The organism is Streptomyces sp. NPDC058665 (assembly GCF_042714995.1).
Classification (GTDB): Bacteria; Actinomycetota; Actinomycetes; order Streptomycetales; family Streptomycetaceae; genus Streptomyces.
On sequence record NZ_JBHXRX010000025.1, the window covers coordinates 89,788 to 113,366 of the forward strand.

Here is a 23,579-nt window from a genome sequence, read left to right on the forward strand (position 1 = left end):
CTGTCGTCCCGCCGTCAGTAGTGGACCTGCGTGGGGAACGTGGCCGTGGGGGTGAAGAGCGACGCGTAGCCCTCCTCGTAGTGTCTCCGGTGCCGGCCCGACCGGTTCGCGTCGACGGTCTGGGGGGACGCCGGGGTCAGCATGCCGTTGTCGGCCAGGGCCTGTACGCGCAGCAGCAACGCCCGTACGTCCAGCCCCAGTTCACCGGCCACCGTCTGGAGGTCGAGCCCGGACTGCCAGCTCCAGAGCAGCACCGAGTCCATGCTCGACGACCAGACCACCGGGTTGCTCTCGGCCTCGGACATATGGAACAGGGAGGAGTCGGCGTCCTGGTGGTGAGGCATCTCGTGGAGCGGCGAGGCCTCGGTGCGCGGATGCGGCAGATGGACCTCCGCGGGACCGCCCAGGGGCGCCTGGTGCTGGTGATATGCGTGTGATGTCTCGGTCGCCTGAGGTGGCTGGGCCGGCGGGGAGACCTGTGATGTCTGCGTGGTGAAAGGTTCCTCCACGGGCTGCGCGGGCGGTGGCGGCTGGGGCGCCGGCTGAGGGGCCGGCGCCGCCGCGGGGGCGACCTGCGCCTGCGGGATCGGCTGTGTACTGGCCTGTGGGAAGCGGTCGAGCAGCTCCTCGGCGACGCTGCGCGCGTTGGTCTTGCCGACCGTGCGCCGCGCCAGCCGTACCTCGCGCTCGTTCAGCCCCATCAGATCCGCGACCGCTCCGTCGTTGCCGACGGTGACGGCGAACGCGGCGAGCGTACGGCTCCGCTCGGCCTGTGCCTCGTCCAGCACGGCCTGGGCCTGCTTCACCTGTTCGTCGCTGGCGCAGAAGGCCTCGGCGAGGACGCTGTTCCGATCCCAGAGTTCACGTGGTTCCACGTGGCTATCAACGCCGTTACGGCGGTGAGGAAAGCGAATTTCCTTCAATTACCGCCAGATGGATCAAAAAATTCACTATCGTCCGAATGGATGGCAGATTAACGGTTAGCGGATGAACGCATGGGAGAAGCCGCCCGGAACGCCCGTCAGGCGCGCAGTCTCAGGACCGCCCTGCGCAGCCGCCTCGCCCTGCGCACCACCCGCTGCGCAGCCGCGTTCTGCGGGATCCGTACGAGCTGCGGGCCGACCGCCCCCGGCAGTCCGAGCGTGGTGAGCCGGCGCCGCTTGAAGTACCGCAGCGTGTGCGGGTCCAGTCGGCCGGCCAGGAACTTCTCGGCCGCCGGGCGCAGTTCGGGGTGCATCTGCGGCTGCATCACAAAGCCGACGGCCGCGACCAGCTCGGCGGGCTCCGGCTCCGGGCTGTACGTACCGTCGTCGTCCAGCGGCGGGACCAGGGCGTCCACGAGCGTCACTGGCACCCGGTTGCTGTTCTGGTACGGCGAGAGCCGGTCGAGCAGCATGTCCGTGCCCGTGCGGGCCACCGGGAGGCCGTAGAACGCCGACGCCGTGAACAGCGCCGTGGAGAAACAGCCCACGACCAGCGCCGGCTTGAGCCGCTGGTACAGCACCTCGGCGAGCACCGGGCTGTCCAGCACGGTCAGTTCGGCGCCGAGCCTCGTCGCCTCCTCCTCCAGCCGCCGGGACCAGATCGCCGGCGCGGTGGGGTGGGGCTTGAACACCACGTTCTTGTGGCCGAGTTCGACCACGCCGCGCACCATCCTCAGGTGCAGTTCCTCCTCCTCGCGCTCGGTGATGATGCCCAGAGTGGAGAGGTACTGCCCGAGCAGCAGCGCGGGGGCCACGGCCGGGGTCTCGAAGTCCCGTGCGGCGTCCGCAAGTTGGTCCAGCACCCGCAGGAAGTCCGACGTCGGCACCGTCTCGGCGGGAACGCCGAACTCGGTGAGCAGCAGCGGTTTGAGGCCGGGCACCAGATCGAGATGGAGCAGCCTGCGGATCCGCGCGCCGACCTGGAGGTCGAGCCGGTTACGGGTGGGGCCGTAGCTCATCAGCCCGTCCGCGTACACCTCGATCCGGGCGGCCGTGAAGATCTCGGCGAGCGTCAGCGCGGGGCTGACCTGGATCGATTCGAGGACCAGCTCCACCGTGTCGTCGCCAAGGCCCCAGGCGAGCCGCAGATGGCGCTCCCAGATCGGCAGGTCGTCCTCGCGGGGGACCCAGCCGCCGGGGTGGAACGGCGCGATGGTCTCGTTCCACGACAGGATGTCGTCGAAGCGGTGGCGCAGGCGCGCGAAACCGGGCATCTCATGCACGGCCGGGGTCAGTTCGGGCGTACCCGCGTTGTTGCTCACGACCAGGACGGTCCGGTCGGCGGCCGGGAAGAGCCCGGCGTCGGTGGCGGCGGTGAGCGTGGCGGCGCCGTAGAGGGTGGAGGCGTAGAAGACCCGCGTCGTACGGGAGCCGGAGCCGAAGGCGCCGGAGAGGGAACCGGTCATCAGGCCGCCGCCTTCCCGTTCGCGCCCTGGCGCCTGCGCAGCCTGCGCAACTGGGTCGAGCGGTCCAGGTCCATCGAGTTCAGCGCTTCTTTCAGTACGCCCTGCGGCAGCCGTCTCATGGCGGCGGCGCTCATCGTGCGCAACTTCCGTGCCACGGCCGGTTCGAACCGGTCCTTCGCCGCCAAGTGGTGGGAAATGATGGCCAGATAGGTCCGTACGGCCTTCAGCAGGAACCGCTCGCCCTCCGGGTCGGCCGCCGTCTCCTCGATGACCTGGTCGAAGGCGCGGATGAAGTCCAGCTGCCGTACGTCGCCGATCTGGGTGAGCGACGAGGCGACGCCGCGCCGGTAGAAGAGCCCCAGCAGCCCCACGGCGGCGAAGGAATCGGCCTCCCGGTGCAGCCGCCAGATCCACGGCCGGTCCTCGGCGGTCCGCAGCCCGTCGGTGAAGTGCAGCAGCCCCCGGTCGGCGAGGCGGCGGTGGTACACGCCGGCCCAGGCGTACGCGTAGTCCACGGATGTCGTCTTGTCGGCGGGCAGGATCGTCTCGCGCGGCTTCAGGACCTCGCCGCGGGGGCCGACCGGCACCCGGTGCACGGTGCGGACCCGGCCGGTGAACTGGACATGGTCGGTGCGCACGAAGTCGCAGCCCAAGCCCTCGATGGCGGCCAGCAGTCGCTCGAAGTAGCCCGGCGCCACCCAGTCGTCGCCGTCGAGGTAGGTGATGTACTCCCCGCGCGCCGCTTCGAGACCGGTGTTGCGCGCGGTGGCCAGTCCGCCGTTCTTCTCGTGTCTCAGCAGGACGGCGCCGGGGAGATCTCGCTCCGCCCGCCGCAGAAGTTCAGGGGTCCCGTCGGTCGAGCAGTCGTCGACGAGGAGGAACTCGAAATCTTCCCGTTTGTTCGCCGAGAGGCTTCGAAGGGTTTCTGGGACGTATGTCTGCACGTTGTAGAACGGCACGACGACAGAGAGCTTGACCACCCGGGTGACGGTAGGCGGCGGCTCGTCTTTCGTTCCGACATCCGCGGGTACGCCGGGTGAACGAAGCATGGCGGGATGGTTAACCTGCGCCGTTCCTGGGCCATTTCGCTCGCTGTCGACCCTCTGTTAACCCTTTATTGCTGTTCCGTTGGGCCGCCAAACGGAATGCCTTCCTAACGTCCAACACGTGCCATCACGTACCAGCAACGCGGTCCGGGTCGCTGTGCTCGCCGACTCCGACACACGGTGGAAGTGGGGCGCGCTGACCGCGCGCCGCATCACGCCCGAAGGCCGCGACATCGAGCTCAGCGGGTTCCTGCTGCGCGGACGAGCGACCCCCACCGCCCGCCAGCTTGAGGAGGTGGGGGCCGAGGCCGACGCGCTGCGCGAGATGACCGGCACGGACTTCCTGGACCTGCTGCGCGCGGAGTCGTACGACGTCGTCGTCCTCGCCCTCGTCGGCGGTGCCGTACAGGCGATGCTGCACGGGATATCCGCCCTCGGCCTGCCCCAGCGGCCGGCGCTGGTCACCGGCTACGTGGGCGTCGTCTACGAGAAGCTGTCCGACGGGCTCCTGCTGCGCCACGGCGCGGACATCGTCCTCGCCAACTCCCGCCACGACGCGCAGCGTTTCCGCGCCGTCTACGAGGGCGTGGGCGCCGGGTCCGACTCGGTGACCGAGGCCGCGCTGCCCTTCCTCGGCGGCGCCCGGTACACCCCCGAAGAGGGCCGGGACACGGTCGTCTTCGCGGCCCAGCCGTCCGTCCCGCTGACCCGGTCCGACCGCATGTATCTGCTGCGGCGCCTGGTCGAGCACGCGAGACTCCACCCCCGCCGTGAGGTCCTGCTCAAACTGCGCAGCCGCGTGGGGGAGCAGACCACGCACGTCGAGGAGTACCCGTACCAGCGCCTCGCCGAGAAGCTGCCCGGCGGTCTGCCGCCCAACTTCCGCCTGGTGTACGGGAACATGGGCGAGGTCCTGGACGGCACCGACCTGCTGGTCACCGTCTCCTCCACGGCGGCGCTGGAGTCCCTGCACCGCCGGATCCCCACCGCGATCCTCACCGACCTCGGCATCCGCGAACCGCTCGGCAACCACCACTTCATCGGCTCCGGCTGCCTCGCATCCTGGGACCAGCTCGACGGCGGGCAGCGGCCCAAGGCCGACCCCGTCTGGGCGGACCGGCAGGGCGTCGCCGCCGACGGTTCGTACGCTTCCGCCTTCGACCTGGCCCGTGAGCGCGTCGCGAAGCTGCTCGCCGACAGCGATCTGCCGCCGATCACCCCGTACTACACGGCGACCACCGCGCCCGGCTATCTGCCAGGCCTCCTCGCCCGCTACCACCTGGCGCCCGACGGCAACCCGCTGTCGGCGTCCAACCGTACGGCGGCGGCCGGTGCCACCGGCGTGCGCCGCGTCGTCCGCGACACCGTGCGCGCCGCCGCCCGCGGTGCCTACCGCCACGGGGTCCAGCGCGTGGCCCCGGTGATCCGCCGGATGGGCGAGCTGTGAGCGCGGACCGGCCGGGCCCCCGCGGCGTCCCCGTGCCCCGCGTACGCCGCAGCCCTCTGCCGGCCGACGTACTCGCCGGTTACGGCTGGTCCGGCTGGACCACCGAGACCCCGAACGCCGCGTCGGGGGAGCGCCCGTCGGGCCGGACCGACGCGGAGAACCAGCAGGACGCAGTGAACCAAGGAGAACCGTCCATGTCCGTCCTCGCCGTGATCCCCGCCCGCGGTGGATCCAAGGGCGTCCCCGCCAAGAACCTCGCCCAGGTCGGCGGCGTACCACTCGTCGTACGGGCCGTGCGCGCCTGCCGCGCCGCCCGGCTGGTGACCGACGTCGTCGTCTCCACGGACGACGCGGCCATCGCCGACGCAGCCCGTGCCGCCGGGGCCGAGGTCGTGCTGCGGCCCGCCGCCATCGCGGGCGACACCGCCACCAGCGAGGCCGCCGTCCTGCACGCCATGGACGCGTACGGCGCGATGCGCGGCGCCGCGCACCAGGCCGATGTGGTCCTGCTCGTGCAGTGCACCAGCCCCTTCATCACCCCGGGCGACCTCGACGGCGTCGTGTCCGCCGTGACGGAGAAGGGCGCGGACAGCGCGCTGACCGTCGCCCCGACCCACGGCTTCATCTGGCGCTCCGAGAGCGACGGCTTCGGCGTCAACCACGACAAGTCGAACCGTCCCCGCAGGCAGGACCGCCCCCAGGAGTACCTGGAGACGGGCGCCGCCTACGCGATGCGCGCCGAGGGTTTCCGCGAGGCCGGCCACCGCTTCTTCGGGCGCACCGAGCTGGTGAGCACCGACCCCGAGCGGGTGCTGGAGATCGACGACCCGCACGACCTGGAGCGCGCCCGCGCCCTCTCGCCGCTCCTGGACACCCCCGTGCTCCCCGGCCGCGCCGACATCGACGCGGTCGTCCTGGACTTCGACGGCACCCAGACGGACGACCGGGTGCTCGTCGATTCGGAGGGCCGCGAGACCGTCGCCGTACACCGCGGTGACGGCCTCGGCATCGCCGCCCTCCGCCGCGCCGGCCTGGAACTGCTCATCCTCTCCACCGAGCAGAACCCGGTCGTCGCCGCACGCGCCCGCAAGCTGCGCGTGCCGGTGCTCCACGGCATCGACCGCAAGGACCTCGCACTGAAGCAGTGGTGCGACGAGCACGGAGTCACACCCGAGCGGGTGCTGTACGTCGGCAACGACGTCAACGACCTTCCGTGCTTCGCGCTCGCCGGCTGGCCGGTGGCCGTCGCGAGCGCACACGACGCCGTACGCGCGGCGGCGCGTGCCGTCACCACGACCCCCGGCGGCGCCGGCGCGATCCGTGAGATCGCCACCTGGCTCCTCGGACCCGGTCTGGACGTCAACACCCCCACCGCCCCCCATGGCACCTCCGCCGACATCTCGACCAGTTAAGGACCCTCTGATGAGCCTGCTGAGCACCAACTCCCGCCTGCGTACCCTCGGAACCCGTACCGCGGGTCCCGGCCGCCCCGTCTACGTGACCGGTGAGATCGGCATCAACCACAACGGTGACATCGACAACGCGCTCGCGCTGATCGACGTCGCCGCCGAGGCCGGCTGTGACGCCGTCAAGTTCCAGAAGCGCACCCCGGAGATCTGCACCCCGCGCGATCAGTGGGACATCGAGCGGGACACCCCCTGGGGCCGGATGACGTACATCGACTACCGGCACCGCGTCGAGTTCGGCGAGGACGAGTACGCGACGATCGACGCGCACTGCAAGAAGCGCGGCATCGACTGGTTCGCCTCGCCGTGGGACACCGAGGCCGTCGCCTTCCTGGAGAAGTTCGACGTGCCGGCCCACAAGGTCGCCTCCGCGTCGCTCACCGACGACGAGCTGCTGCGCGCCCTGCGCGCCACCGGCCGCACCGTCATCCTCTCCACGGGCATGTCGACGCCGAAGCAGATCCGGCACGCGGTCGAGGTGCTCGGCAGCGAGAACATCCTTCTCTGCCACGCCACTTCGACGTACCCGGCCAAGGCCGAGGAGCTGAACCTGCGGGTCATCAACACCCTCCAGTCCGAGTTCCCGAACGTGCCGATCGGCTACAGCGGCCACGAGACCGGTCTCCAGACGACCCTCGCCGCCGTCGCCCTCGGCGCCGCGTTCGTCGAGCGTCACATCACCCTCGACCGCGCCATGTGGGGCTCCGACCAGGCCGCGTCCGTGGAGCCGCAGGGCCTCACCCGCCTCGTCCGCGACATCCGCACCATCGAGGCGTCCCTCGGTGACGGTGTCAAGAAGGTCTACGAGTCGGAACTCGGCCCGATGAAGAAGCTCCGCCGGGTCGCCGGCGTCATCGCCGAGTCCGCGGACGGCGCGAAGCCCGTGGCGGTCTGAGGGCCATGAGCCGTCCCTCCGGGCGCGCCCCGTCGCCTCGCGCCATCGCATTCGTGGAGAGCCCGGTCCAGCTCCTGAACGTGCTGGAGTGGGCGCGCGCGAGCGCGACCGGTGCGGAACTCACCGTGATCGTTCTGTCGCCCACCGACCCCATGTCGCGCGGCCAGCTCAGGCGGATGGCCGAGCTGGCCCGTGACGCTGGCTTCACGGTGCGCTGGCAGGAGGCCCGCGGCGGCGCGAGCGCGCCGCTGCGGACGATACGGGAGCTGGCTCCGCTGCTGCGCAAGGCGGAGCGCATCGTCATCGGGGACCCTTTCTCCCGATACGTACAGCTCATGCTGACCCTCGTCAGCAGCAAGGAGCTGACCGTCGTGGACGACGGGACGGCGACGATGGAGTTCATCGCGCAGCTCGTCCACGGTGAACCGCTGGTGCGCTGGCACCGGCGGGGCGGCAGGCGCGGGCCGCGCGAGCTGGCGCTCGCGCCGGTCTCCGCCGTGGCGCGGCGCCGGCTCACGCCGTCGCGCACCCGCAACGTCGAGGTGTTCACCTCGATGCCCGTGGAGGCACCGCCGGGCATCACGGTGACGGCCAACACCTTCGAGTGGACCAAGGCGACCTTCGGGCCGCCGCGGATCGCGAAGGGCGCCGACATGGTCGGCACCTCGCTCGTCGAGACGGGCGTGGTCGACCTGGAGCAGTACGTGACGGCGGTCGGCTCGCTCGCCCGCACGCACGGCGCGACGCGGTACTTCGCGCACCGCAGGGAGAGCGTGGAGAAGCTGCACCGCCTCGCCACGGAGACGGGTCTGGAGATCGTCAGGCCCGATCTGCCGCTGGAGCTGATCGCACGGCGCGGCCCGATCGGGTCGACCGTGCTGAGCTTCCCTTCGACGGTCGTGCACACGCTGCCGCTCGCGCTCGCCGGTACGGGCGTGCGGGTGGCCGTGTGGGACATCGCACCGGAGTGGCTGAAGGACAACGCGTCGCCGCGTGCGCACGGCTTCCTGTCCGGCGTCACGGGCACGGCGAGGGACGTACACAGGCTGCCGAGGCTGCCCGCCTCCGCGTGAGGTGGCGGGCAGCCGCAGCCAAGGCCCCTGGCCGAGCCGCAGCCAAGGCCCCGAGCGCGCACCCCGGAATCCCGCCGTCCGGTAATCGACGGTCGTCACTTTCTGTCGTCACTCCGCGACGGAGGCGCGAGCTTACCCATCGGGACAGGCGGCTATTCGCCCGCCGCCCGTTTTTCTTACGCCTTTCGGGCTGAAGTTTTGTTGATCGTCGGGCAGTTGCCCCCCGAAGGGGCCTACCCTTCAACAGGTGAACCAGTTGATGTCCCGTGAGTCCCAGGCCGACCTTTCCGGTGAGCCCAGCGCCGTCGCGCTGCCCGGCACGCTGTCCGAAAACCTGCGTACCGAGCTGATCGCCTTCCGCCGCGACATGCACATGCACCCGGAGCTCGGCAACCAGGAGTTCCGTACCACCGCCGCGCTGAAGCACCGCCTGGAGCGGGCCGGCCTCACGCCGCGGGTACTGACCACCGGCACCGGACTCTTCTGTGACATCGGCACCCGCGAAGGCGCCACGGGCGTACGCCCCATGCTCGCCCTGCGCGCGGACATTGATGCCCTGCCCATCCCGGACACCAAGGCGGGCGTGGCCTACCGCTCCACCGTGCCCGACCGCGCGCACGCCTGCGGCCACGACGTCCACACCACCGCCGTCCTCGGCGCCGGTCTGGTCCTGGCCGAACTCGACCGCGAGGGCCTGCTGCCCCAGCCGGTGCGGCTGATCTTCCAGCCCGCCGAGGAGGTCCTGCCCGGCGGCGCGCTCGACGCGATCGAGTCCGGCGTCCTGGAGGGCGTCGGCAGGATCATCGCGGTGCACTGCGACCCGCGCGTGGACGTCGGCACCATCGGCCTGCGCACCGGCCCGATCACCTCCGCCTGCGACCGGCTTGAGGTCGCCCTCGACGGCCCAGGCGGCCACACCGCCCGCCCGCATCTGACCACCGACCTGGTCACCGCCGCCGCGAAGGTCGCGACCGAGGTGCCCGCGCTGCTGGCCCGCCGCGTCGACGCCCGCTCCGGGCTCGCCCTCACCTGGGGCCGTATCGCCGCGGGCCACGCCTGCAACGTCATCCCGCAGCACGCCGAGCTCTCCGGCACCGTCCGCTGCCTGGACCTGAAGTCCTGGCGCGAGGCGCCGGACCTGGTGCACGCCGCGATCGACGAGATCTCCGCGCTCTACCACGCCAAGTCGCAGATCAACTATGTGCGCGGGGTGCCGCCTGTCGTCAACGACCTGGTGATGGCGGAGCTGCTGCGCGACGCCCAGACCGCGCGCCGCGGCGCGCAGTCGATCGAGGACACCGAGCAGAGCCTCGGCGGCGAGGACTTCTCCTGGTATCTGGAGCAGGTCCCCGGCGCGATGGCACGCCTCGGCGTACGGACACCGGGCGACACCGCCCGGCGCGATCTGCACCGGGGGGATTTCGACGCGGACGAAAGGGCGATTCAGGTCGGCGTGGAGCTTTTCACCGCCGCCGCGCTGATCGACGGCGACCGTTCGTAACCGGGGGTGCCTCTCCCCGTAATCGGACGTCCCACCTCCTGTTCGCGACGATCCGATAACGGCTTCCGTACGGGGCTTTATCTGACATCTACGCGCGTTACGATCGCGGCGAAACCAGCGCCGTGAAGAGGCGCTTAGGTCGCTTTGAAGGAGCCTCCCTTGCGCCGGATCACCAGGATCGCAACCGTGGGCGTCGCGTCCGCGGCGCTCGCGCTCACCGCCACCGCGTGTGGCAACACCTCCTCGTCGGACGCCGCGTCCGACTCGAAGGAGAAAAGCGTCGCCATCGCGTACGACATCGGTGGCCGGGGTGACCAGTCCTTCAACGACGCCGCCTACGCGGGTCTGGCGAAGGCCGAGAAGGAGCTAAAGGTCAAGGGCAACGACGCCGAGCCCTCCGACGGCGAGGCCGACGCGGACAAGATCCAGCGTCTGACCGAGCTGGCCCGTTCCGGCAACAACCCGGTCATCGGTGTTGGTTTCGCGTACGCGCCGGCCATCAAGAAGGTCGCCCCGAAGTTCCCGAAGACGACCTTCGGCATAATCGACGACTCGTCGGTGACCGGCGACAACATCGCCAACATGGTCTTCAACGAGGAGCAGGGCTCCTACCTCGCCGGTGTCGCGGCGGCCAAGGCCACCAAGTCCAAGACGGTCGGCTTCATCGGCGGCGTCGAGACCCCGCTGATAAAGAAGTTCGAGGCGGGCTACGCGCAGGGCGTCAAGGACACCGACCCCTCGGTGAAGGTGCTCTCGCAGTACCTGACCCAGCCGCCGAACTTCGACGGCTTCTCCAAGCCCGACCTCGGCAAGGCCGCGGCCCAGGGCCAGCTCGACAAGAAGGCCGACGTGATCTACGCGGCGGCCGGTCTGGCCGGCTCCGGCTCGATCGAGGCGGTCTCGGCCGCGGGCAAGTGGAGCATCGGCGTCGACTCCGACCAGTACCAGCAGGCCGGTCTCGCCCAGTACAAGGACAGCATCCTGACCTCCGCCACCAAGGACGTCTCCGACGCGGTCTACAACCTGATCAAGTCGGTCGCGGACGGCAAGCCGGAGAACGGTGAGATCCGCTACGGCCTGGACAAGGACGGCGTCGGCCTCACCGACACCAACCCGGCCTACGTCAAGCTGACCGAGGTGACCGCCGCCGTGGACAAGGCCAAGCAGGAGATCATCGACGGCACGATCACCGTCAAGACCGCTCCGTAACCAGTGTGGTGCACGGGGCCCGGAGCGACGGCGGCAGCTGCCGCCGCTCCGGGCCCCGGTCACGACAGCGGGTGTGGTTCCTCCGCAAGATCTACCCTCACGATTCGGCAGCGCTACGCGTGTAGACGCCCCTCCGGCGCGATAGCTTCACCCCCGCCCTGCCCTCCGCCCAGCCCCAGCTCCTTTCCGGCCAAGGAGAGTGCGTCATCAACGCGTCCAGCAGTCCCCCCGCCGTAGAACTGCACGGCATCACCAAGCGGTTTCCCGGCGTCGTCGCCAACCACGACATCGGCATCGCCGTCGACAAGGGCACCGTGCACGCCCTCGTCGGTGAGAACGGTGCCGGCAAGTCGACCCTGATGAAGATCCTCTACGGCATGCAGAAGCCGGACGAGGGGACCATCACCGTCGACGGCACGCAGGTCACCTTCAACAGCCCGGCCGACGCCATCGCGCGCGGCATCGGCATGGTGCACCAGCACTTCATGCTGGCCGACAACCTCACGGTCCTGGAGAACGTCGTACTCGGGGCCGAGAAGCTGCACGGCATCGGCCAGGGGGCGCGGGACAAGATCGACGAGATCTCCGGCGCGTACGGTCTCGGCGTCCGTCCCGACGCCCTCGTCGAGGAACTCGGCGTCGCCGACCGCCAGCGCGTGGAGATCCTCAAGGTCCTCTACCGGGGCGCCCGCATACTCATCCTGGACGAGCCCACCGCGGTGCTCGTCCCGCAGGAGGTCGACGCGCTCTTCGACAACCTGCGTGAGCTCAAGGCCGAGGGCCTCACCGTCATCTTCATCTCGCACAAGCTGGGCGAGGTGCTCTCCGTCGCCGACGACATCACCGTCATCCGGCGCGGTACGACCGTCGGCACGGCCGACCCCGCGAACACCACCACCAAGCAGCTCGCCGAGCTGATGGTCGGCACCGAACTCCCCTCGCCCGAGACCCGCGAGTCGACCGTCACCGGCATACCGGTGCTCGACGTCGCGGACCTGCGGCTCACCGCCACCGACTCCGACGGTGTCGTACGCGAGGTGCTCGCCGAGATCGGCTTCACCATCCACCGCGGTGAGGTCCTGGGCATCGCGGGCGTCGAGGGCAACGGGCAGACCGAGCTGATCGAGACGCTGATGGGCCTGCGCGACCCCGACGGCGGTGTGATCACCCTCGGCACGGCCGACATCTCGCACGCGCCGACCCGCGAGCGCCGCGAGAGCGGCATCGGCTACATCCCCGAGGACCGGCACCGGCACGGGCTGCTGCTGGAGGCGCCCCTGTGGGAGAACCGCATCCTCGGCCATGTCACCGAGCGCCCCAACAGCCGGCGCGGACTCCTCGACCCCAAGGCCGCCAGGACCGACACCCGGCGCATCGTGGTCGAGTACGACGTCCGCACCCCCGGTATCGACGTCACGGCCGCGTCCCTGTCCGGCGGCAACCAGCAGAAGCTGATCGTCGGCCGCGAGATGAGCCACAGCCCGAAGCTGCTGATCGCCGCCCATCCGACGCGAGGCGTCGACGTCGGCGCGCAGGCCCAGATCTGGGACCAGATCAAGGCCGCGCGCCGCGACGGACTCGCGGTGCTGCTGATCTCCGCGGACCTGGACGAGCTGATCGGGCTCTCCGACACCCTGCGCGTGATGTACCGCGGCAGGCTCGTCGCCGACGCGGACCCCGCGACCATCACCCCGGAGGAGCTGGGCACCGCCATGACCGGCGCGGCCGGCGGTCATCTGAAGGCAGCCCCGGAGGACGAGGCCCGATGAAGAAGTTCGACAAGGACCGGCTGATCCTGGGCCTGGCAGGCCCGGTGCTCGCGCTGGTCGTCGCCATCGCCCTCACCACGGTGGTGCTGCTCGTCTCGGGCACCAACCCGTGGGAGCCGTACCGCATCATGTTCGAGTCGGCGAGCTACGTCGACGTACAGGTCCTGATCGTCAACCAGGCCGGTACGTACTACCTCGCCGCGCTCGCCGTCGCCGTGGGCTTCCGGATGAACCTCTTCAACATCGGGGTCGACGGCCAGTACCGGCTCGCCGCGATGATGGCCGCGCTCGTCGGCGCCAGCGTGAGCCTGCCGGGACCGCTCCAGATCGCCCTCATCGTCGTCACGGCGATGCTCGTCGGCGCCTTCTGGTCCGGGATCGCGGGCATCCTCAAGACCACGCGCGGGGTGAGCGAGGTCGTCTCGACGATCATGCTCAACTCGATCGCGACCAGCCTCGTCGCCTGGCTGATCCTGCCGAAGAACTTCGGCGAGCAGCCGCCCGGCTCCAATAACCTGACCACCGGCGAGATCCCGGAGTCCGGCTGGTTCCCCGGGCTGTCCATGGGCGCCGAGGCCGGCGAGATCTACGGCTTCACCTTCGTCGCCGCGCTCTGCGGAGTCATCTACTGGTTCGTCCTCGGCCGCACCCGCTTCGGCTTCGACCTGCGCGCCACCGGCGCCAGCGAGAGCGCCGCGCAGGCGTCCGGCGTCGACGCCAAGAAGATGGTCCTCACGTCGATGCTGATCTCCGGCGGGATCGCCGGTCTGGTCGGTATGCCGACGCTGCTCGGCGACACCCACACGTACAGCCTCGACTTCCCCACCGGTATCGGCTTCACCGGCATCACCATCGCGCTGCTGGGCCGTAACCACCCGCTGGGGATCGCGTTCAGCGCGCTGCTGATCGCGTTCCTCGACAAGTCGTCCGCCTCTCTCGACCAGTTCGGGTACGAGAAGGAGATCGCGACGATCATGCAGGGCCTGATCGTGATCTCGGTCGTGGTCAGCTACGAACTGGTCCGCAGGTACGGGCTCCGCCGCCAGCAGCAGAAGGTCGGCGAGGAACTGGCGGCGGGCGGCGCGATCCGGACCGAGGCCGATCCGGGACCGGGTGCCGGGCCGGAGTCCGGGACGGGCTCCGATACCGATTCCGGTGCCGATGACAAGAACGACAAGGGGGCTGTCCTGTGAGCACCAGCACCAGCACGGTGACCGCGGCGAGCGCGGCTCCCAAGAAGGGCGGCGGGCGGCGCAAGCTCACCCTGCCCGTGATCCTGCTGATCATCGCCGGCGGTCTTGCCCTGATCTCCCTGGTCCGGCTCATCAGCGGCGCCGAGGACATCACCTCCGTAGGACAGGTCGCCGGCGCGCTCGAACTCGCCGTACCCATCGGCCTCGCCGGACTCGGCGGCCTGTGGGCCGAGCGCGCGGGCGTCATCAACATCGGCCTCGAAGGGATGCTGGTCCTCGGCACCTGGTTCGGCGCCTGGGCCGGCTTCCAGTGGGGCCCCTGGGTCGGTGTGCTGTTCGGCATCCTCGGCGGGGCGCTCGGCGGTCTGCTGCACGCGATCGTCACCGTCACCTTCGGCGTGAACCACATCGTCTCCGGTGTGGCGATCAACATCCTCGCCGTCGGCGCGACCCGCTACCTCTCCAACTTCACCTTCGCCAACGAGCCGGGCGGCTCCTCCAAGCAGTCCCCACGCATCGACTCGATCACCGAGATCACCATTCCGGGACTCTCCGACGGGCTGGTGGATCTCCAGCAGAAACACTGGTTCCTGATCTCGGACCTGGCCGGAGTGCTCGGCGGTCTGGTGACGGGCCTGTCCCTGCTGACGATCGTCGCCCTGCTGCTGATCCCCGGCACCTGGTGGATCCTGTGGCGTACGTCCTTCGGGCTGCGGCTGCGCTCCTGCGGCGAGAACCCGATAGCCGCCGAGACGCTCGGCGTGAACGTCTACAAGTACAAGTACATAGCCGTCACCGTCTCCGGCGGCCTCGCGGGCCTCGGCGGCGCGTTCCTGGCGATCGTCGCGACCGGCATCTACCAGGAGAACCAGACCGGCGGGCGCGGCTACATCGGTCTCGCCGCGATGATCTTCGGCAACTGGATGCCGGGCGGCATGGCGCTGGGCGCCGGCCTGTTCGGTTTCACCGACAGCCTCAAGCTGCGCGGCGGCGCCGAGAACGTGCACGCGATGCTGCTCCTGCTGGCGATCCTGCTGGTGCTCGTCGTGGGCTGGCAGCTCTACAAGCGCCGGTACGTCTCGGCCGTGATCTCGGCGGCCGTCTCGGCGCTGCTGTTCGTCTGGTACGCCCTGACGGACCAGGTGCCGAGCCAGTTCGTCGACGCCGCACCGTATGTCACGACACTGCTCGTCCTCGCCCTGTCCGCGCAACGGCTGCGGATGCCCAAGGCGAACGGCATGACCTATCGAAGAGGCCAAGGCACATGACGAACGACCACGCAGGCGGGGGCATGGACTGGGAGACCCTGCGCGCGGCGGCCCGGGACGCCATGTCCCGTGCCTACGCGCCGTATTCGGGCTATCCCGTCGGCGCCGCCGCCCTCGTGGACGACGGCAGGACCGTCACCGGCTGCAACGTCGAGAACGCCTCCTACGGCGTCGGGCTCTGCGCCGAGTGCGGGCTGGTCTCCCAGCTCCACGCGACGGGCGGCGGCCGGCTCACGCACTTCACCTGCGTGGACGGCGCGGGCGATGTGCTCGTGCCGTGCGGCCGGTGCCGTCAGCTGCTCTCCGAATCCGGCGGCCCCGGCCTGCTGCTGGAGACCCCCGCCGGGATCCTCCCGCTCTCGGAGATGCTGCCCCAGGCCTTCGGCCGGCAGCACCTCGGATAACCCCCACTCGCCCCCGGCCTGAGGAAAACCATGGACGTCATCTCCGTCATCCGTACCAAGCGGGACCGCGGCGAGCTGAGCCCCGAGCAGATCGACTGGGTCATCGACGCCTACACGCGCGGCGCTGTCGCCGACGAGCAGATGTCGGCCCTCGCGATGGCGATCCTGCTGAACGGCATGAACCGCACGGAGATCGCCCACTGGACCGCCGCCATGATCGCCTCAGGCGAGCGCATGGACTTCTCCTCGCTCTCCCGCCCCACCGCCGACAAACACTCCACGGGCGGCGTCGGCGACAAGATCACCCTGCCGCTCGCCCCGCTGGTGGCCGCCTGCGGCGCGGCCGTTCCGCAGCTCAGCGGACGCGGCCTCGGCCACACCGGCGGCACCCTCGACAAGCTGGAGTCCATCCCCGGCTGGCGCGCCGGCGTCTCCAACGCGGAGATGCTCAAGGTGCTGGACTCGGTCGGCGCCGTGATCTGCGCCGCCGGTGACGGGCTGGCCCCCGCCGACAAGAAGCTGTACGCGCTGCGCGATGTCACCGGCACCGTCGAGGCGATCCCGCTCATCGCCTCCTCGATCATGTCGAAGAAGATCGCCGAGGGCACCGGCTCACTCGTCCTGGACGTCAAGGTCGGCTCCGGCGCCTTCATGAAGACGGTCGAGGACGCGCGCGAGCTGGCCGCGACGATGGTCGGCCTCGGCACCGACCACGGCGTACGGACCGTGGCGCTGCTCACCGACATGGCGACCCCGCTCGGGCTGACCGCGGGCAACGCCCTGGAGGTACGCGAGTCGGTGGAGGTCCTCGCGGGCGGCGGCCCGGCCGATGTGGTCGAGCTGACGCTGGCCCTGGCGCGCGAGATGCTCGACGCCGCCGGGCTGCCTGACACCGACCCGGCCAAGGCGCTGGCCGACGGCTCGGCCATGGACGTCTGGCGCCGGATGATCGCGGCGCAGGGCGGTGACCCGGACGCGTCCCTCCCGGTGGCGCGCGAGCACCAGGTGGTCACCGCGCCGTCCTCCGGTGTGCTGACCCGGCTTGACGCGTACGACGTCGGCGTCGCCGCCTGGCGCCTGGGCGCGGGCCGGGCCCGCAAGGAGGACGCGGTCCAGGCGGGAGCGGGCGTGGAGCTGCACGCCAAGCCGGGCGACCCGGTGACGGCGGGGCAGCCGCTGCTCACGCTGCACACCGACACCGCGGAAAAGTTCGACTACGCGCTCGAAGCGCTGACGGCGGCGTACGACATCGCCCCGGCGGGAACCGCGTTCACCGCGCCCCCGATCGTGCTGGACCGGATCGCCTGAGGGACCGCGCGTCCGGCGGACGGCATCCGCACGGGCCGTGTCCGGGCCGATGCGATGAGTTCGGGCCCCCGCACCGGTCTCAACGGGTGTGGAAGCCACCAGCACGATCCTCCTCGCCCTGCGCGGACCGATCACCGCGGCCGATGTCCCGGGGCTCTGCGACCAGTTGGCCGCGCGGCTCAAGGACAGCGACGCCACCGACGCGGTCTGCGACGTCGGCGCGCTCGGCAGGCCGACCGTGGCCACCGTGAACGCCCTGGCCCGGCTGCAACTGGTCGCCTGCGGGCACGGCTGCCGGATGAGGCTGCGGGGCGCGGGGCCCGAGCTGCTCCTGCTGCTGGAACTCGTCGGCCTGACGGACGTCCTCCGGCCCGACGAGCCACGCGGCGGCCCGGTGGAGACGGGTCCGGATCCCCCTCACAGGCGCTGGTTGTGGTCCTTCTCCAGCCGTGACGGCAGGTCGAACAGCGGGAACCAACGCTCGGTGTCCAGGAACGAGTTGATCCCCGTGACCTTGCCGTCCCTGATCTCGATGACCATGAGCGCCCACGGTGTGTACCCGTCGCCGTCCGCGCTCGGGTGGTAGTGCGCGAAGGCGGGCGTGCCGTTGGCGACGGTGGGCACCAGCTTGGAACCGCGGCAGACCTCGCCGACACCGAGCATCCAGCCCACGATGTTCTCGTGCCCGCGCAGCCACAGGTCGTACGGGGGCATGGAGAGCGTCGCGTCCTCATGGAGGAGCGCGGTCAGCGCCTTCATGTCGTAGCCCTCGAACGCGGCCACATAGCGCTCCAGGAGCGCCTTCTGATCCTCGTCCAGCGGGTCCGACGCGTCGGTCGACGCAGGCTGCGACTCGGCGATCGTCGCGCGGGCCCGCTGGAGCGCGCTGTTGACCGAGGCGACCGTCGTCTCCAGCAGCTCGGCGACCTCGCTCGCCTTCCACGCCAGCACCTCGCGCAGGATCAGCACGGCCCGCTGCTTCGGCGGCAGATGCTGGAGCGCGGCGACGAAGGCGAGCCGGATCGTCTCCCGCTCCACCGCCGTCTCGGCGGGGTCGATCACGGAGGGCAGCACCCGGCCGTCGGGGACCGGCTCCAGCCAGGTGACCTCCGGACGTGAGTTCAGCTTCGCCTGGGACACCGGGGTCGCCTCGTTAAGATCCATCGGCCTGGCCCGTCGATTGCCCGCGTTCAGCATGTCCAGGCACACGTTCGTCGCGATGCGGTAGAGCCATGAGCGCAGCGACGACCGGCCCTCGAACTTCTCGAAGCTGCGCCAGGCGCGCACCATCGTGTCCTGCACGGCGTCCTCGGCCTCGAAGGCGGAGCCCAGCATCCGGTAGCAGTACCCGGTCAGCTCGCTCCGGTGCTTCTCCAGCCGTGCGTCAAGATCCTCTGTCGTTGCCAGATCACTCATCGGGTCACCCCAGTCGCCCCATTTGGAACCAGTCCCCGGAAGCTACCGCAGCCCACTGACAATCGCCCCGCCACGGCGAGAACCGCCTGGTCCGGCGCGGGCGCCCGCGCCCTAGCGCCCCGACGCCACCGCGAGGGCCCGCCGCTCCTGACGGGCCGCGTGCGTCCCGTACAGCGTCACCGAGACCACACCGAGCACCGCGAGCAGCCCGAGCGCCACCGTCGCCCCCCAGCCGCCCGCGTGGAACGCCACGGCGCCCAGCGTGCCGCCCGCGCTGCTGCCCACGTAGTACGCGCTCTGGTAGAGCGCCGACGCCTGCGCGCGGCCCGTCTTCGCCGCCCGGCTCACGGCCGACGAGGCGACCGCGTGGCCCGCGAAGAAGCCCGCCGTGATCAGGACCAGGCCGAGCAGTACGGCGCCGAGCGAGTCGGCGAGCGACAGCAGCAGACCCGCCGCGGTCGTGCCGACCGCCAGATACAGGGCGCCGCGCCGGCCGAGCCGACCCACCAGCTTCCCGGCGGCGGCCGACGAGACCGTACCGACGAGATAGACCAGGAAGATCGAACCGATCACGCCCTGCGGGAGGTTGAACGGCTCCGCCACGAGCCGGAATCCGATCGCCGTGTAGACGGCGCCGAACACGGTCATGAACAGCGCGCCGATCGCGTACAGCCTGCGCAGCAGCGGATCGGCGAGATGACGGCCGACGGTCCTCGCCAGTTCGAGCGGGTTCAGCGTCGCCGGCGTGAAGTTGCGGGCCCTCGGGAGCAGTACGCGGAAGACCGCCGCGCACACCAGGGCGATCAGCCCGACCACCAAGAGCGCGGCGCGCCAGCCCCACATCTGGCTGATCCAGCCGGCCACGATCCGGCCGCTCATGCCGCCGATGCTGTTGCCCGCGACGAACAGCCCGATCGCGCCGACCAGCGCCCTGGGCCGTACCTCCTCGGCGAGATACGCCATCGCGGACGCCGGCAGCCCGGCCAGCGCCGCGCCCTGGACCGCGCGCAGCGCGATCAGCCACTCCAGGCTCGGCGCGAACGGCACGAGCAGTCCGACGGCCACCGCGACCGTCAGCGACACGGTCATCAGGGTGCGCCGGCCGAAGCGTTCGGACAGCGCGCTGAGCGGCAGTACGAAGAGGGCGAGCGCGCCCGTGGCTGCCGACACCGTCCAACTGGCCCGGCCCGCGCTCACCCCGAGGTCGGCGGAGATGGCGGGCAGCAGCGCCTGCGTGGAGTAGAGCAGCGCGAAGGCCGCGACCCCCGCGGCGAAGAGGCCGAAGCTCATCCGGCGGTAGCCGGGGCGGCCGGGAGTCAGGGGATCGTGGCTCAGGGGACCGGCGGTCGAAGGTGTGACGGACTCGGAGGCGAGGGCGCCCGTCGCGACGGGCGCCTCTGTACTGAGGTGGGGCATACGACGAACGTACGGACTCCGATCTGATGCGTCCAATGCATGGAATCGCCATAATCGTTCCCATGGCGCATCAACGCAGGTCCGGACCCCGGCTGTCATCAAGCAGTTACGCGCAAGACATCACCCCGTCGAACCCGGCCGCCCCGCCCACCGCCGAACTCGACCCCGAGTCCTGGTCCGCGCTGCTCGCGCCCCGGCTCGCCCAGTTCGCGGGCGTCGCACGCCACGAGCACGTCACCCGCGCCGCGCACGAGATGAACGTCCCGCAGTCCACGCTCTCGCGCGCGATGGTCAGGCTCGAACAGGACCTGGGAGTCGCCCTGTTCGCCCGCAAGGGCCGTACCGTCTCACTCACCCCCGCCGGCCGCGCCTTCCTCACCTCCGTAGAAGGCGCGCTCGCCGAGGTGGAAAGGGCGGCCGAATTCGTACGCGCCGACGCCGACCCCGCGTCGGGCAAGGTCGCCTTCGGCTTTCTGCACACCATGGGCTCCGAAACCGTCCCCGAGCTGATCCGCGCCTTCCGCGCGGACCATCCCCGCGTCCGCTTCCAGCTCGTCCAGAACTACGGCGAGGCGATGATCGAACGCCTCCGCGCGGGCGAGCTCGACCTCTGCCTCACCTCCCCGATCCCCGAGGCCCCCGACCTGGTGGCCCGCCGCCTGGACGAGCAGCGGCTGCGTCTCGTCGTCCCGGACGACCACCGGCTGGCCGGCCGCAGACGCATCCGTCTCGCCGAGGCGTCCGACGAGACGTTCGTGACCCTCGAACCGGGTTACGGGCTGCGCCGTATCACCGACGACCTCTGCGAGGCGGCCGGGTTCCGCCCCCGCGTCGCCTTCGAGGGCGAGGAGGCCGAGACCCTGCGCGGACTGGTCGCGGCGGGCCTCGGCGTCGCGCTGCTGCCGCCCCCGGCGGTGGCGCGCCCCGGCGTCGTGGAGCTGACCGTCACCGCGCCCCGCGCCGTACGCGAGGTCGGCGTCGCCTGGCTCGACGGCCACCCCGACACCCCGCCGGTGGCGGCCTTCAAGCGTTTCCTGCTCTCCCGCCGGGGCCATCTGCTCCCCGACTGACGCCAGTTCGGGCCCCCGCGCCGCCGGTACTACGGCCGCAGCGACCGCCCGAAGCCCGCCGCGAGCGGCATCCGCAGCCCCAGCGGCGGCGGCGCGGCAAGCGCGTCCGCGACGGGCCGCGAGTATGTCCGCGTGAGCAGCGCCCCCACGACGAAGTCCGCCGCCAGCGCCAGGACTTCACCGTGATGCTGGCGAAGCGCGTGCCCGTCCGAGTGGACCTCGAAGCGGCAGGTGTGCCGGTTGGCCTTCCTGGCCCGCTCCGCCAGCCGGAAGGACAGCTCGGGGTCGCTGCGCTCGTCGTCGGTGCCGTGCACGATCAGCACCTGCCTGCCCGCGAGTTGGGTCACCGGCTCAGGCTCGTCGCCCGCCGTCGCGTCCGGCAGCCAGGGCGCCATCGCGAGCACCGAGCTGACGGCCGGGTGTCCGGCGGCCCGCAGCGCGGCCCGGCCGCCCATGCCGTGCCCGGCCAGACAGACCGGTACGTCGCCGTAGCGCCGTACGACCTCCTCCGCCGCCCACCCGGCGTCCGCCGAGAGCTGCGCGTCGGCGCCGTTCCAGCCGCGCGAGCGGTAGCGGACCATGTGCACCCGCAGGCCCTCGCGCGCGCCCGCGCGGGCCAGCCTCCGCGCCAGCGGCAGCATCGACGCGTAGGCGACGGCGGACGGCCCACGTGCGGATACGAGTTCGCCCGGCGGCAGTACGAGAACCACCCCGCCGACCTCCCGTGGCGAGGCCGGCGCGGAGACCGCCCGCCCCAGCCGGGCCTGTGACTCCGTACGACGCCCGCGCATCCGCGCGCCGCGGCCCGGCACGCGCCCGCCGGGGCCGGGAACCTCGTGCTGTCCCATAGCAGAACAGTCTCAGAAGGTGAGGTGTACGTCGCCCCTACGCACGGTCACTGTTGGGTATCGGCAACCCGTCTTCTACGCGCGTAGGAGATAGGCTGCGAAGATGACGAGCCAGACCTACCGACCGCTTACGTCCGACCAGATCCGCCGCGCCCCCAAGGTGCTCCTCCACGACCATCTCGACGGGGGCCTGCGTCCGGGCACGATCGTCGAACTCGCCCGTGAGACGGGCTACGAGGGCCTGCCCGAGACGGAGCCCGACAAGCTCGGCCTCTGGTTCCGGGAAGCGGCCGACTCCGGCTCGCTGGAGCGGTATCTGGAGACGTTCGCGCACACCTGCGCCGTCATGCAGACCCGCGACGCCCTCGTCCGGGTCGCCGCCGAGTGCGCCGAGGACCTGGCGTCGGACGGCGTCGTCTACGCGGAGGTGCGGTACGCCCCCGAGCAGCACCTGGAGGGCGGCCTCAGCCTCGAAGAGGTCGTGGAGGCCGTCAACGAGGGCTTCAAGGAGGGCGAGCGCCGGGCCCGTCAGGCCGGCCGCCGTATCCGCGTCGGCGCCCTGCTGACCGCGATGCGGCACGCGGCCCGCGCCCTGGAGATCGCCGAACTGGCCAACCGCTACCGGGACTCGGGCGTCGTCGGCTTCGACATCGCGGGCGCGGAGGCGGGCTTCCCGCCCACCCGTCACCTCGACGCGTTCGAGTTCCTGAAGCGCGAGAACAACCACTTCACCATCCACGCGGGCGAGGCGTTCGGCCTCCCGTCGATCTGGCAGGCCCTCCAGTGGTGCGGCGCCGACCGGCTCGGCCACGGCGTGCGCATCATCGACGACATCGAGGTCGCCGACGACGGCTCGGTGACGCTCGGGCGGCTCGCCTCCTACGTACGCGACAAGCGCATCCCGCTGGAGCTCTGCCCGAGCTCCAACCTCCAGACCGGCGCCGCCGCTTCGATCGCCGAACACCCCATCGGCCTGCTACGCGAACTGCATTTCCGGGCGACCGTGAACACCGACAACCGCCTCATGAGCGGCACGAGCATGAGCCGTGAATTCGAGCTGCTGGTCGAGGCGTTCGACTACACGCTCGACGACATGCAGTGGTTCTCGGTCAATGCGATGAAATCAGCATTCATTCCTTTCGATGAAAGACTGGCCATGATCAACGACGTGATCAAGCCCGGATACGCCGAGTTGAAATCTGAATGGCTGTTCACGCAAACCGCCACGACCAGCGATTCTCTCGGCTGAGCGGGGAGAAATGAGCCGTGAAGAAGCGGGCCGGGACACGGAGTCCGGCCCGCTTCGAGGTGTTTGCGGGCGGTGCGCGGCGATGGCTAACTTGCGGAGCCGCTCACATTCCCCATTCCCCAAGGGACGACATCTCCTATGAAGCAGTCCGCTGCCAAGACACTCGGCGTCGCCGCTCTCGGTGCCGCCTTCGCCGCCACCGCCGCCGGTACCGCGTCCGCCGCCGCGCCCGCCGCCCCGGACACCGGGTCCGCCCTGGACAGCGTCACCAAGAACCTGCCGACGGAATCCCTCACCAGCGGTCTCCCCGACGGCACCACCGAGGGCCTGACCGCCGCCCGCAACGGGGTCGGCAGCGGCCTCGGTACGGTCCAGCAGGCCGCCCCCACGGCGCTCTCCGCCCTCACCGCCACCCCCCTCACGGGCCTGCTGGGCGGTCTCCCGGTCGGCACGCCGCCCCTCGGCTAGGACAGCCGGCCGTACGCGGAGAGGCGGGGGCCCCGACCGGGGAACGGGGGGGGGGCCCCCCGCGCAAGTTTAGGGGGCTGGAACACGCCGGGGGGGGCCGCGGGGTGGGGTGGGGGGGGGGAGCCCCCCCGCCCCGGGGGGGGC

The 23,579-nt window shown here is 70.9% G+C and carries 20 protein-coding genes and 1 pseudogene; 15 read left to right on the plus strand and 6 right to left on the minus strand.

Translation table 11 applies throughout. From position 1 onward, the window contains the following. Window positions 1–14 precede the first annotated feature (14 nt). From ACFWV8_RS18505 to ACFWV8_RS18515, 3 genes are all read right to left on the minus strand, one after another. The gene (locus ACFWV8_RS18505) at window positions 15–875 is read right to left on the minus strand and encodes a hypothetical protein (protein WP_384202928.1); all 861 of its coding nucleotides are present in this window, start codon (window positions 873–875) and stop codon (window positions 15–17) included. A 146-nt stretch (window positions 876–1,021) separates the two neighbouring features. After that, window positions 1,022–2,389 carry a polysialyltransferase family glycosyltransferase gene (locus ACFWV8_RS18510; RefSeq protein ID WP_384202931.1) on the minus strand — a complete coding sequence of 456 codons (1,368 nt, stop codon included), beginning with the start codon at window positions 2,387–2,389 and terminating at the stop codon, window positions 1,022–1,024. Next, complete coding sequence (locus tag ACFWV8_RS18515; protein WP_384202934.1) at window positions 2,389–3,369, minus strand: glycosyltransferase family 2 protein; 981 nt, start codon at window positions 3,367–3,369, stop codon at window positions 2,389–2,391. The genes ACFWV8_RS18510 and ACFWV8_RS18515 overlap by 1 nt, the downstream gene beginning before the upstream one ends. A gap of 187 nt (window positions 3,370–3,556) precedes the next feature. Between ACFWV8_RS18515 and ACFWV8_RS18520 the strand changes: the two genes are divergently transcribed. The 12 genes and pseudogenes from ACFWV8_RS18520 to ACFWV8_RS18575 form a co-directional block, all read left to right on the plus strand. After that, on the plus strand, window positions 3,557–4,882 hold the full coding sequence (locus ACFWV8_RS18520) for a DUF6716 putative glycosyltransferase (protein WP_329382630.1): 1,326 nt from the start codon (window positions 3,557–3,559) through the stop codon (window positions 4,880–4,882). 194 nt (window positions 4,883–5,076) lie between these two features. Continuing rightward, entirely contained in the window at window positions 5,077–6,294 is a 1,218-nt protein-coding gene (locus ACFWV8_RS18525; RefSeq protein ID WP_384202999.1) for a cytidylyltransferase domain-containing protein, read from the plus strand. Window positions 6,295–6,304: 10 nt separating this feature from the next. After that, a complete protein-coding gene (locus tag ACFWV8_RS18530; protein ID WP_384202937.1) occupies window positions 6,305–7,243 on the plus strand; it encodes an N-acetylneuraminate synthase family protein in 939 nt (312 codons plus the stop codon). Window positions 7,244–7,248: 5 nt separating this feature from the next. Further along, window positions 7,249–8,316: a hypothetical protein gene (locus tag ACFWV8_RS18535; RefSeq protein WP_384202940.1), complete on the plus strand. Its 1,068-nt coding sequence runs from the start codon at window positions 7,249–7,251 to the stop codon at window positions 8,314–8,316. A 259-nt stretch (window positions 8,317–8,575) separates the two neighbouring features. Beyond that, window positions 8,576–9,817: an amidohydrolase gene (locus ACFWV8_RS18540; protein ID WP_384203002.1), complete on the plus strand. Its 1,242-nt coding sequence runs from the start codon at window positions 8,576–8,578 to the stop codon at window positions 9,815–9,817. Window positions 9,818–9,976: 159 nt separating this feature from the next. Beyond that, window positions 9,977–11,026 (plus strand): BMP family protein, encoded by a 1,050-nt coding sequence (locus ACFWV8_RS18545; RefSeq protein ID WP_384202943.1) that lies wholly within the window; start codon window positions 9,977–9,979, stop codon window positions 11,024–11,026. Between the two features lie 239 nt (window positions 11,027–11,265). Beyond that, on the plus strand, window positions 11,266–12,795 hold the full coding sequence (locus ACFWV8_RS18550) for an ABC transporter ATP-binding protein (RefSeq protein WP_329392282.1): 1,530 nt from the start codon (window positions 11,266–11,268) through the stop codon (window positions 12,793–12,795). Next, window positions 12,792–13,988 (plus strand): ABC transporter permease, encoded by a 1,197-nt coding sequence (locus ACFWV8_RS18555; RefSeq protein ID WP_384202946.1) that lies wholly within the window; start codon window positions 12,792–12,794, stop codon window positions 13,986–13,988. The genes ACFWV8_RS18550 and ACFWV8_RS18555 overlap by 4 nt, the downstream gene beginning before the upstream one ends. Then, window positions 13,985–15,256, plus strand: coding sequence for an ABC transporter permease (locus tag ACFWV8_RS18560; protein WP_384202949.1), 1,272 nt, complete (start codon window positions 13,985–13,987; stop codon window positions 15,254–15,256). Before ACFWV8_RS18555 ends, ACFWV8_RS18560 begins: the two co-directional genes overlap by 4 nt. Beyond that, window positions 15,253–15,660 (plus strand): cytidine deaminase, encoded by a 408-nt coding sequence (locus ACFWV8_RS18565; protein ID WP_329382616.1) that lies wholly within the window; start codon window positions 15,253–15,255, stop codon window positions 15,658–15,660. The genes ACFWV8_RS18560 and ACFWV8_RS18565 overlap by 4 nt, the downstream gene beginning before the upstream one ends. Window positions 15,661–15,690: 30 nt before the next feature. Next, on the plus strand, window positions 15,691–16,968 hold the full coding sequence (locus ACFWV8_RS18570) for a thymidine phosphorylase (protein ID WP_384202952.1): 1,278 nt from the start codon (window positions 15,691–15,693) through the stop codon (window positions 16,966–16,968). Window positions 16,969–17,056: 88 nt separating this feature from the next. Then, window positions 17,057–17,263 (plus strand): annotated as a pseudogene (locus tag ACFWV8_RS18575) (hypothetical protein); the annotation flags it as partial. Between the two features lie 122 nt (window positions 17,264–17,385). On the opposite strand, the gene ACFWV8_RS18580 reads toward ACFWV8_RS18575, so the two are convergent. Beyond that, complete coding sequence (locus tag ACFWV8_RS18580; protein WP_384202955.1) at window positions 17,386–18,384, minus strand: sigma-70 family RNA polymerase sigma factor; 999 nt, start codon at window positions 18,382–18,384, stop codon at window positions 17,386–17,388. A gap of 111 nt (window positions 18,385–18,495) precedes the next feature. Then, a complete protein-coding gene (locus tag ACFWV8_RS18585) occupies window positions 18,496–19,800 on the minus strand; it encodes an MFS transporter (RefSeq protein ID WP_384202958.1) in 1,305 nt (434 codons plus the stop codon). 62 nt (window positions 19,801–19,862) lie between these two features. Between ACFWV8_RS18585 and ACFWV8_RS18590 the strand changes: the two genes are divergently transcribed. Continuing rightward, window positions 19,863–20,870, plus strand: a complete 1,008-nt coding sequence (locus ACFWV8_RS18590) for a LysR family transcriptional regulator (RefSeq protein WP_384202961.1) — start codon at window positions 19,863–19,865, stop codon at window positions 20,868–20,870. A 29-nt stretch (window positions 20,871–20,899) separates the two neighbouring features. Here ACFWV8_RS18590 and ACFWV8_RS18595 read toward each other — a convergent pair whose 3' ends face one another. Further along, entirely contained in the window at window positions 20,900–21,580 is a 681-nt protein-coding gene (locus ACFWV8_RS18595) for an alpha/beta hydrolase (protein WP_384203004.1), read from the minus strand. A gap of 241 nt (window positions 21,581–21,821) precedes the next feature. Here ACFWV8_RS18595 and ACFWV8_RS18600 point away from each other — a divergent pair, with 241 nt between their 5' ends. Together ACFWV8_RS18600 and ACFWV8_RS18605 are read left to right on the plus strand one after the other, a co-directional pair. Then, a complete protein-coding gene (locus ACFWV8_RS18600) occupies window positions 21,822–22,967 on the plus strand; it encodes an adenosine deaminase (RefSeq protein WP_384202964.1) in 1,146 nt (381 codons plus the stop codon). Between the two features lie 138 nt (window positions 22,968–23,105). After that, window positions 23,106–23,435 (plus strand): ATP-binding protein, encoded by a 330-nt coding sequence (locus ACFWV8_RS18605; RefSeq protein WP_384202967.1) that lies wholly within the window; start codon window positions 23,106–23,108, stop codon window positions 23,433–23,435. Window positions 23,436–23,579 lie beyond the last annotated feature (144 nt).

Coding starts and splice junctions, on each gene's coding strand:
- ACFWV8_RS18605 (WP_384202967.1), top strand. CDS start 23,106: ATGAAGCAGTCCGCTGCCAAGACACTCGGCGTCGCCGCTCTCGGTGCC.
- ACFWV8_RS18510 (WP_384202931.1), bottom strand. CDS start 2,389: ATGACCGGTTCCCTCTCCGGCGCCTTCGGCTCCGGCTCCCGTACGACG.
- ACFWV8_RS18535 (WP_384202940.1), top strand. CDS start 7,249: ATGAGCCGTCCCTCCGGGCGCGCCCCGTCGCCTCGCGCCATCGCATTC.
- ACFWV8_RS18525 (WP_384202999.1), top strand. CDS start 5,077: ATGTCCGTCCTCGCCGTGATCCCCGCCCGCGGTGGATCCAAGGGCGTC.
- ACFWV8_RS18565 (WP_329382616.1), top strand. CDS start 15,253: ATGACGAACGACCACGCAGGCGGGGGCATGGACTGGGAGACCCTGCGC.
- ACFWV8_RS18530 (WP_384202937.1), top strand. CDS start 6,305: ATGAGCCTGCTGAGCACCAACTCCCGCCTGCGTACCCTCGGAACCCGT.
- ACFWV8_RS18555 (WP_384202946.1), top strand. CDS start 12,792: ATGAAGAAGTTCGACAAGGACCGGCTGATCCTGGGCCTGGCAGGCCCG.
- ACFWV8_RS18590 (WP_384202961.1), top strand. CDS start 19,863: ATGGCGCATCAACGCAGGTCCGGACCCCGGCTGTCATCAAGCAGTTAC.
- ACFWV8_RS18585 (WP_384202958.1), bottom strand. CDS start 19,800: ATGCCCCACCTCAGTACAGAGGCGCCCGTCGCGACGGGCGCCCTCGCC.
- ACFWV8_RS18600 (WP_384202964.1), top strand. CDS start 21,822: ATGACGAGCCAGACCTACCGACCGCTTACGTCCGACCAGATCCGCCGC.
- ACFWV8_RS18540 (WP_384203002.1), top strand. CDS start 8,576: ATGTCCCGTGAGTCCCAGGCCGACCTTTCCGGTGAGCCCAGCGCCGTC.
- ACFWV8_RS18570 (WP_384202952.1), top strand. CDS start 15,691: ATGGACGTCATCTCCGTCATCCGTACCAAGCGGGACCGCGGCGAGCTG.
- ACFWV8_RS18580 (WP_384202955.1), bottom strand. CDS start 18,384: ATGAGTGATCTGGCAACGACAGAGGATCTTGACGCACGGCTGGAGAAG.